This window comes from Aquaspirillum sp. (genome assembly GCF_055136605.1).
Genome location: NZ_JBSQVP010000091.1, coordinates 1 through 8,992 on the forward strand (window position 1 = coordinate 1; position 8,992 = coordinate 8,992).

Consider the following 8,992-nt stretch of genomic DNA (forward strand, 5'->3'; position numbering starts at 1 on the left):
TGGTAATTGGCGGTTGATCGTAGCGGATGCTGTTGATCAAATCAGACAGCAATTCGGGTGATTGGGCAAAGAGACGTTTGAAGATGTAATCGTTCTTCGTGTCGAGCAGCGGCAGCATGATGGGAGTGGGGCTGAGGGTGATATGGTTAATTGTAGTCCGTTGGGTTGGTTTATGTTATTAGGTTTGTTAAGCATCGGTAACTTAACCTTGCCGACTTGGTATTGATCCTTGTTTGGGGCGCATGATGCGCCCCAAAGTAGGGTTACATCGATTCGAGGGTTTCAATCCCCAACAACCCCAACCCTGTTTTCAACGTATCTGCTGTTAAGCGTGCCAATTTCAGGCGGCTTTGTCGTAATTGACCTTCGCTCTTCAACACTGGGCAGGCTTCATAGAAACGAGAGAACAGCGTTGCTAACTGATACAGATATTGACACAAGAAATGAGGTGTACCATCACGCGCAATATCTTTTAACACATCAGCAAACTGCAATAACTGCACAGCTAACTGATGCTCGGCTGGCTCTTGCAACACCAGCTCACAAGCTGCATCAAAATCATCTGCTTTACGGAATAAAGACGCGACACGAGCGTAGGCATATTGCAAATAAGGTGCGGTATTGCCTTCAAACGACAACATGGTGTTCCAATTGAACACATAATCGCTGTTGCGGTGTTTGGACAAATCTGCATATTTCACTGCGCCAATCCCCACCACCTGAGCAATCCGGCGGCGTTGTGCTTCATCTAATTCAGGGTTCTTGCTGCTGACCAGTTCAAAGGCACGTTGTTCTGCTTCATTGAGTAGATCAATCAGCTTCACCGTGCCACCCGTACGGGTTTTGAACGGGCGATTGTCTTCACCCATCATGGTGCCAAATCCAATATGTTCTAACACCATATTGGCGCTATAGCCCGCCTTTTGGGCGATGGTGAAAATCTGTTGGAAATGTAAGCTCTGCCGTGCGTCTACCACATATAATGCGCGGTCGAGATTTAATACCGTATGGCGGTAGCGAATAGCGGCTAGGTCAGTGGTGGCATACAAATAGCCCCCATCTTTTTTCTGAATAATGACCGCTTGTGGCTCACCTTCTGGATTTTTAAACTCCTCCAAAAAAACCACCTGTGCGCCATCGCTTTCCACTAACAAGTTTTTTGCACGTAAATCATCAATAATACGCGGCAAATCATCGTTATAGGCTGACTCACCTCGCACTGCAGCGCGATCTAAACTGACTCCTAGACGGTCGTAAACGGCTTGACAATGGGACAACGAAATCTCAACAAATTGCTGCCACAAGGCTAACACGGCGGTATCGCCTGATTGCAGCTTCACCACATATTCACGTGCCAGTTCGGCAAATTGCTCATCTTCATCAAACCGAATTTTGGCTTGGCGATAGAAGGTCTCTAAATCATCTAACGCTAAATCACTGCTGGCGCTTTGTTGTTCTAATAAATATGCTGTCAACATCCCGAATTGGGTGCCCCAATCGCCGACGTGGTTGGCACGAATGACATCATGGCCTAAAAATGCCAATACTCGCGCTAACGCGTCACCAATGATGGACGAACGCAGATGGCCGACGTGCATTTCTTTTGCCAAATTGGGGGAGGAATATTCCACCATCACTTTTTGCGGCGCGGCTACCGGAGCTACCGCCAATCGTGAGTCTTGTGCTGCTTGTTGAAGTTGTTGGGCTAAGAAAGCGTTATCGAGGGTAATGTTGATAAAACCTGGGCCGGCGATATCAATTTTGCTGGCAATTCCCGCTAAATCGAGTGTATCAACGACTTGTTGTGCGAGGGCACGAGGGGCCATTTTTAGCTGTTTAGCGGCGGCCATCACCCCATTGGCTTGGTAATCGCCAAATTCAGGACGTGAAGCCGGTTGGATCAGCGCCTGTGCTTGGCTGGCTCCAGCGGCAGTAAGGGCGGCACAAACGCGTTGGTCGAGAAGTTGCAACAATGTCATGATAGATAAGTCCAGAAAAATCAAAGCACCGCCCACAGCGGTGCCGACCTGAAAAAAGATTGGGCGAATTGTACCGTTTTTGCAAACACAATTCTCGTTTCTGTGTGCTCTTGGATTCCTGCTAGATGCACCGATAATCTGTGGCACAGCGCAAGTGACGTGGTGCTGATGAGGGATGTAGATAGTTAATAGCAATGGTTGTTATACAAACAATCAATTGGAGCTATCAAAATAATCTGGTTAAGATCCATCCCATCAACAAGTTGTTCTGTCAAACCCCAACAGGAGAAACCCGAATGTCCTTGATCAACACTGAAGTGAAACCTTTTAAAGCCACTGCTTTCCACAATGGCAAATTCGTTGATGTGACCGAAGCCGATCTGAAAGGCAAGTGGTCAGTGCTGATTTTCATGCCAGCCGCTTTCACCTTTAACTGCCCAACTGAAATCGAAGACGCAGCGAACAACTATGCTGAGTTCCAGAAAGCTGGCGCTGAAGTGTATATCGTGACCACCGATACTCACTTCTCGCACAAAGTGTGGCACGAAACTTCGCCAGCTGTTGGCAAAGCACAGTTCCCGCTGATCGGTGACCCAACACATCAACTGACCAATGCTTTTGGTGTGCATATTCCTGAAGAAGGTTTGGCACTGCGCGGCACCTTCATCATCAACCCAGAAGGCGTGATCAAGACATTGGAAGTGCACGACAACGCCATCGCTCGTGACGTCAGCGAAACACTGCGTAAGCTGAAAGCCGCACAATATGTCGCAAACAACCCAGGCCAAGTGTGCCCAGCAAAATGGAAAGAAGGCGAAAAAACCTTAGCACCATCGCTGGACTTGGTTGGCAAGATCTAATCGCCAGTCGGTCTACGGTTTAGATACAACGCGGGTGGCAACACCCGCTGTTGTTAAGCAAAAAACATCATGCTATTTGCCACATAAACCAGCATTTTTATCAAGAAAGAATGCTTATTTATGTGTAATCCTTGGCGTAATTCGGAGCGGTGATTTCGCTGCCGCCGCCATCACCCGACCCTTAGGAGACAACGATGCTTGATAGCAACATTCAAACCCAACTCAAAGCCTACCTTGAACGCTTGGTCAACCCTATCGAACTGATCGCCAGTTTTGATGACAGTGCCAAAGCTGCTGAATTGCGTAGCTTGTTGCATGATGTTGCTGCGCTGTCGCCGAAAGTCAGTGTGCGTGAAGATGGCGACAATGCCCGTAAACCCTCATTTGCCATTGCCCAAGTCGGGCAAGCACCACGGGTACACTTTGCCGGTATTCCGATGGGGCATGAGTTTACCTCGCTGGTGTTGGCCTTGTTACAAGTCAGTGGTTATGCACCAAAGTTGGATGCTGAGGTTATCGAGCAAGTGAAAGCTTTGCCCGGACCGTTACACTTTGAAGTTTTTGTGTCTTTGTCATGCCATAACTGCCCTGACGTGGTGCAGGCGGTGAACACCATGTCGGTGTTAAACCCCAACATCCAAGCCGTGATGATCGATGGCAGTATGTTCCAACAAGAGGTTGAAACTCGCCAAATCATGGGGGTGCCAGCCATCTACCTGAACGGCCAGCCATTTGCCCAAGGCCGCATGAGTATTGAAGAAATTTTGGCGAAAGTGGACGTCGGGGCGGTCGAGCGTGAAGCAGCCAAATTGAATGAAAAAGCACCGTTTGATGTGTTGGTGGTGGGGGGTGGGCCAGCCGGCGCAGCGGCAGCGATTTATGCTGCCCGTAAAGGGATTCGCACGGGGATTGTCGCCGAGCGTTTTGGCGGTCAAGTGTTGGATACTTTAGGGATTGAGAACTTTATTTCGGTGAAAGAAACCGAAGGGCCAAAACTGGCTGCGGCCTTAGAGCAACATGTCCGTGATTATGAAGTGGACATTATTAACTTGCAGCGAGCCGAAGCGATTGAAGTGGATGGTGAACACGGTTATCGCACCGTCCGTTTAGCCAGCGGTGCTACGCTGAAAAGCCGTAGCGTGATTATTGCCACTGGTGCTCGCTGGCGCGAAATGAATGTGCCAGGGGAAGCCGAATACCGCACTAAAGGCGTGGCCTACTGCCCACATTGCGATGGTCCACTGTTCAAAGGGAAACGCGTGGCGGTAATTGGTGGCGGTAATTCAGGTGTCGAAGCCGCTATCGATTTGGCTGGCATCGTGGCGCATGTGACGTTGTTGGAATTCGGCGAAACGTTGCGTGCTGATGCGGTGTTGCAGGCCAAACTGCGTAGTTTGCCAAATGTCACCATTATCACCGAGGCACAAACCACTGCTGTGACCGGCGATGGTCAGAAAGTCAACGGTTTAGACTATACCGACCGCCGCTCTGGTGAGGCACGTCATGTCGAGTTGGAAGGGATTTTTGTCCAAATCGGCCTCTTGCCGAATACCGATTGGTTGAAAGGTCGTGTGGAGTTGTCCTCGCGTGGTGAAATTGTGATTGATGAGCGTGGACAAACTTCTTTGGCTGGGGTGTTTGCCGCCGGTGATGCAACGACCGTGCCTTACAAGCAAATTATCATTGCAATGGGTGAAGGGGCCAAAGCCAGCCTGAGCGCTTTTGACCACCTGATTCGCACCCCTGCACCACAAGCCTAAACGGTTGGTTGATCTCGATACCTCGGTATGAGGTCAGCCACCAAGATACGCATGGGCCAGCGTGCGGCAAGCAATGCCAACCGCTGCGCCTAATGCCGCTGGTTTCCATATTGCCGCAACACGTGGGCCAGCTGAAATCAATACCGCAATCCCCGGAATATCGAGCGGGTGAATTAACCAACCTGCCGCCAGATTTAATACCTCGGCACTGACCTGTTCAGTGCGACGAAGGGTGTCCATCACGCTCAACATGGCGTTGCCACCTGCCAAGTATTTGGTGAGCGAAGGCAAGATCAACGCAGGATCAATGTTGGCAGCTAATAGCAGTGGACTTAACACCCACGTTAGGCGATCTACTGCACCGGCAGCGGCCAGACTTTTTACCACCACTAACGACAACACCAACATTGGAATGGCGCCAATGGCAATTTTGAAAGCCTCGGCACCGGCGCGGCTAATCACGTTTAGGACACCTTTGGCGTTTTCTGCTACGGGATGAGCTAAGGTTTCGTCGATGCGCTGTTCTTGGTTGTCTAATCCCCGCCCGAAAACATGGTAGGCCATGGCGGCCGCTACTAATCCGCCCACAATCGAAAACAGCAACACCTGACCGAGGTGAAGTCCCAATGCGGCAAGGGGAAATGAAGCGTTAGCCTGTGCCATCGCCATGACCATCGCCAAGGTTGCTGCCAGATGCCGACTTGATACACCACGCTGCTCCATCATGGTTAATGTCGCGACCGGCGCGGCAAAGCTAACAAAGTTGACTTGTAAGGCGGCAAACACGCCTAAGCCAGTCAACCCAAAGGGTTTGAGGAACGGTGATAGCTTTGCCACCAGCCAATCTAAAATCCCTTTCGCTTCTAATAACCGCATGATGGTTAACATCACCACCATGACAGGCAACAACACAAACAAAGACAGCTCAATCGCTGAACGACCGGCTTTTAAAATGATTTCAACAAAAATATCCATACATCACACAGAAAAAAAAGAACAGTGAGCATCTCGGCTCAACTGTTCTAAGAGAAAAAACGAAAAATTAGAGGGTAAATTCGCTGAGGATTTTTTGTGGAATATGCTGTAAAGGCATCACTTCTTGTGCCGCACCAAGGCGGATGGCTTCTTTTGGCATCCCAAACACCACACAGCTGGCCTCATCTTGTGCCACAGTATGGGCACCGGCGTCGCGCATTTCTTTTAAACCTCGCGCCCCATCATCACCCATGCCGGTCATAATAATCCCCAAGGCATTTTTTCCAGCGCTGCGCGCTACCGAACGAAACAAAACATCCACCGATGGCCGGTGGCGATTGACCAAGGGGCCGTTGACCACTTTGACATGATATTGCGCGCCACTGCGCTCTAATAATAAATGTTTGCCACCTGGCGCGATCAAAGCCCGTCCTGGCAATACCCGATCACCGTCTTGTGCCTCTCTGACTTCGATATTGCATAAACCATTCAGTCGCTGTGCAAACAGCGCGGTAAATTTTTCTGGCATGTGCTGCACAATCACAATGCCAGGGCAAATATCAGGCAAGGCGGTCAAAATGGCTTCCAGTGCTTGGGTGCCGCCGGTTGATGTGCCAATCGCCACCACACGCTCGGTGGTTTTGGCCATCGCTGTTGGTTTCCCTGCTGGCAACACCGCATCAGCATTTAATTTTTGTGCGGGTACGGGGGGCGGGAGTTTGACCCCAGCTTTGACCTTGGCTTTCGCTGCCGCTTTTACCGCGTTAATTAAATCATGCTGTTTGCCTTCTAAAAAATCTTTTACCCCTGCCTGTGGTTTAGTCAGGATATGAACGGCCCCTGCTGCTAACGCCGCCATCGCTGTCTCTCCACCGTGGTCTGCCAGAGAAGAACAGATTAAAACGGGTGTCGGGCGTTCGCTCATAATCTGCCGCAGAAAGGTCAGACCATCCATGCGTGGCATCTCAATATCGAGGATGATGACATCCGGCCACCGTTGCCCCATCTTTTGTCGGGCAAAAATAGGGTCGGCTGCAACGCCGATCACTTCAATCGAGGCATCGGTTTCAAGGATTTTTCGGGTAACCTGCCGCACCACAGCAGAATCGTCCACAATCAATACTGCGATTTGACTCAAGCAATGCCCTCCTGAAAACTGACCCACACATCACCGCTCCAAATATCAAACACAATCCGCCGATGGCCATAACCACCGACATGTTCCGCCACGACAGGGATGCGGCGTTGAGCTAATAAATGTGGTCGAATAATTGCATGGCTTCGTCGGCATAACGACCATCGGGCGCTGGCGCAGCAATACCGTGGCGGCGTTGTGGCAGCATAAAGTGACACATGCCCCCCAAATTGAGTTTAGGAACCCATAACACGATAGCGATACAAGACCCTAACAGGGTACGCAAGCGGATGTGCCCTTGGCCGAAATAAAATTCACCCGGACGCAGAAAAATATCATTCACAGATTGTGTGGAGGGCGTAGCGCGAAAGAAGTCAGGCACGTAAAGGTCTGCGATATAAGGTGGGACGGACTGCTTCTAGCGAATGTTGTAAACCATTGAGGGTTTCCGAATGGCCAATCACTAAATAACCACCGGGCTGAAGGGTTCGCGTCAGTTGATCGATGACTTTTTGTTTAGTGGCAGTTTCAAAGTAGATCATCACATTGCGTAAGAAAATCAGGTCAAATAAGCCAAGATCGTTGGGTAATGGGGTGAGTAAATTGATTTGACGGAATTGTGTTCGTTTACGCAAAGCCGCTTGTATCAGAAAACTGCCGCTTTGTTGGCGAACCCCTTTGAGGCAAAAACGCTGTAGATAACCGTTTGGAATGCCGTCGATTCTTTCCATTTGATAATGACCGCGCCGTGCTTTTTCTATTTCTTTGACACTGATATCACTGCCAACCACTTCCCATTGTCCATGTGGTCGGCAATCGGCCAAGGTCATGGCGATGCTATACACCTCCTCGCCACTCGAACAGGCCGCACTCCATACCCGAAACAACTGTTGTGGGGCGCTGTGTTGGAAATAATCGCGCAAAAAATCAAAGTGGGCGGGTTCACGAAAGAAATAAGTTTCGTGGGTGGTGAGTAAATCCACCATGTGTTGTAGTTCAGTCCGATGTTGTGGATCGGTGACCAAACGGTAGTAGGCACTAAAAGAAGGTAGCTGATAATGCAACAGCCGCCGGCTAAGGCGGCTGAGCAAAAGGCTTTGTTTTCCCGGAGGCAGATAAACCCCTGCTAACGTCTGTAATAGGCGTTGAAACAGGGTGAACTCATGATCCGAGAGGGTGTAAGTGCCGTTATCCATCAAGATGTTTAATTTGCCTCATCTTTGACCGACAGCGCGGCGAGTTCAGCGATTTCATCTGTGGATAACACACGGTCAGCATTCAACAAAATCACAAAGCGTTGACTGATTCTGGCCATCCCAGCAATGAAATCGGTACGGATTCGAGTGCCGAAGGTTGGTGCCGACTCGATATCATCAGTGGTGATTTCGCGTACTTCGCTGACACTGTCCACCACCACACCAATATCCTGTCGTTCTCCCTCGCCGTGGCTGACTTCGACAATCACGATACACGTATGGCGGACGATTTTTGCGGGAGGGCGGCCAAAGCGCGCTGCTAAATCAATGACCGGCACCACGCTGCCTCGTAGATTGATGACCCCACGGATAAAATCAGGGGTCATCGGAATCTCGGTCAGTTGGCCGTATTCAATAATCTCCTTGACATGCGCGATGTCGATGCCAAATGGCTCACCCCCTAACAGGAACAGCAGATACTGGCTGCTGGCGCTGGAAGCCGCCGGGGTACTGGAAGAGGCGGTTTTAGCCATGCTTGCTCCTGATTAAAAACGAACAAAATCCGCTTCATCGGGCCCTTGTTCCAACGGTGGCGGCAGTGCACCAAGGCTGGCAGGGCGGCGGATCACGGCAGGGCGGCTATTGTTCAGCGTTGGGCTGGGGCTTGGCATCGCAAAATTGGCGTTGCGGCTAAAACTATTATCCGCCAAGCGGAAGAACTGCATCATCTGTTGCAGCTGACCTGCTTGTGACCCCATCTCTTCTGCGGTGGCTGCGAGCTGTTCCGACGCTGACGCATTTTGTTGGGTTGCCTGATTAAGCTGCTCCATCGCCGAATTGATTTGAGAAACCCCCGTCGATTGTTCTTCCGACGCCGAAGCGATTTCTTGTACCAAATCAGAGGTTTTACGAATCGAAGGCACGATTTCGTCCAACAACGCACCGGCTTTTTCTGCCAATTTGACGCTAGAACCAGCCAATTGACCAATTTCTTGTGCTGCCACTTGACTGCGCTCGGCCAAGGTTCGGACTTCTGCGGCAACCACCGCAAAACCCTTACCATGTTCACCAGCACGAGCGGCTTCGA

The 8,992-nt window shown here is 50.5% G+C and carries 10 protein-coding genes; 2 read left to right on the top strand and 8 right to left on the bottom strand.

Features of this window, described 5'->3' with window-relative positions:
- Positions 1 to 263: 263 nt before the first annotated feature.
- Complete coding sequence (gene argS, locus ACTBZS_RS11430; protein ID WP_463044213.1) at positions 264 to 1,979, bottom strand: arginine--tRNA ligase; 1,716 nt, start codon at positions 1,977 to 1,979, stop codon at positions 264 to 266.
- A gap of 296 nt (positions 1,980 to 2,275) precedes the next feature.
- Between argS and ahpC the strand changes: the two genes are divergently transcribed.
- Positions 2,276 to 2,839, top strand: coding sequence for an alkyl hydroperoxide reductase subunit C (gene ahpC, locus ACTBZS_RS11435; protein WP_460430028.1), 564 nt, complete (start codon positions 2,276 to 2,278; stop codon positions 2,837 to 2,839).
- 194 nt (positions 2,840 to 3,033) lie between these two features.
- Positions 3,034 to 4,599 (top strand): alkyl hydroperoxide reductase subunit F, encoded by a 1,566-nt coding sequence (gene ahpF, locus ACTBZS_RS11440; protein ID WP_463044214.1) that lies wholly within the window; start codon positions 3,034 to 3,036, stop codon positions 4,597 to 4,599.
- Between the two features lie 33 nt (positions 4,600 to 4,632).
- Here the strand turns inward: ahpF and ACTBZS_RS11445 are convergent, their stop codons facing one another.
- The 7 genes from ACTBZS_RS11445 to ACTBZS_RS11475 all read right to left on the bottom strand — a co-directional run.
- Positions 4,633 to 5,574 (bottom strand): nucleoside recognition domain-containing protein, encoded by a 942-nt coding sequence (locus ACTBZS_RS11445; RefSeq protein ID WP_463044215.1) that lies wholly within the window; start codon positions 5,572 to 5,574, stop codon positions 4,633 to 4,635.
- A gap of 67 nt (positions 5,575 to 5,641) precedes the next feature.
- Positions 5,642 to 6,712 (bottom strand): protein-glutamate methylesterase/protein-glutamine glutaminase, encoded by a 1,071-nt coding sequence (locus ACTBZS_RS11450; RefSeq protein ID WP_022653672.1) that lies wholly within the window; start codon positions 6,710 to 6,712, stop codon positions 5,642 to 5,644.
- Entirely contained in the window at positions 6,709 to 6,927 is a 219-nt protein-coding gene (locus ACTBZS_RS11455; RefSeq protein ID WP_463044216.1) for a hypothetical protein, read from the bottom strand. Before ACTBZS_RS11455 ends, ACTBZS_RS11450 begins: the two co-directional genes overlap by 4 nt.
- Positions 6,825 to 7,091: a hypothetical protein gene (locus tag ACTBZS_RS11460; RefSeq protein WP_463044218.1), complete on the bottom strand. Its 267-nt coding sequence runs from the start codon at positions 7,089 to 7,091 to the stop codon at positions 6,825 to 6,827. The genes ACTBZS_RS11455 and ACTBZS_RS11460 overlap by 103 nt, the downstream gene beginning before the upstream one ends.
- Positions 7,084 to 7,905 (bottom strand): CheR family methyltransferase, encoded by an 822-nt coding sequence (locus ACTBZS_RS11465; RefSeq protein ID WP_022653674.1) that lies wholly within the window; start codon positions 7,903 to 7,905, stop codon positions 7,084 to 7,086. Before ACTBZS_RS11465 ends, ACTBZS_RS11460 begins: the two co-directional genes overlap by 8 nt.
- An 8-nt stretch (positions 7,906 to 7,913) precedes the next feature.
- Positions 7,914 to 8,438 carry a chemotaxis protein CheW gene (locus tag ACTBZS_RS11470; protein WP_022653675.1) on the bottom strand — a complete coding sequence of 175 codons (525 nt, stop codon included), beginning with the start codon at positions 8,436 to 8,438 and terminating at the stop codon, positions 7,914 to 7,916.
- Positions 8,439 to 8,450: 12 nt separating this feature from the next.
- On the bottom strand, positions 8,451 to 8,992 hold a 542-nt coding region (locus ACTBZS_RS11475), incomplete at its 5' end, for a methyl-accepting chemotaxis protein (RefSeq protein ID WP_463044217.1).

Coding starts and splice junctions, on each gene's coding strand:
- ahpC (WP_460430028.1), top strand. CDS start 2,276: ATGTCCTTGATCAACACTGAAGTGAAACCTTTTAAAGCCACTGCTTTC.
- argS (WP_463044213.1), bottom strand. CDS start 1,979: ATGACATTGTTGCAACTTCTCGACCAACGCGTTTGTGCCGCCCTTACT.
- ACTBZS_RS11445 (WP_463044215.1), bottom strand. CDS start 5,574: ATGGATATTTTTGTTGAAATCATTTTAAAAGCCGGTCGTTCAGCGATT.
- ACTBZS_RS11470 (WP_022653675.1), bottom strand. CDS start 8,438: ATGGCTAAAACCGCCTCTTCCAGTACCCCGGCGGCTTCCAGCGCCAGC.
- ahpF (WP_463044214.1), top strand. CDS start 3,034: ATGCTTGATAGCAACATTCAAACCCAACTCAAAGCCTACCTTGAACGC.
- ACTBZS_RS11465 (WP_022653674.1), bottom strand. CDS start 7,905: ATGGATAACGGCACTTACACCCTCTCGGATCATGAGTTCACCCTGTTT.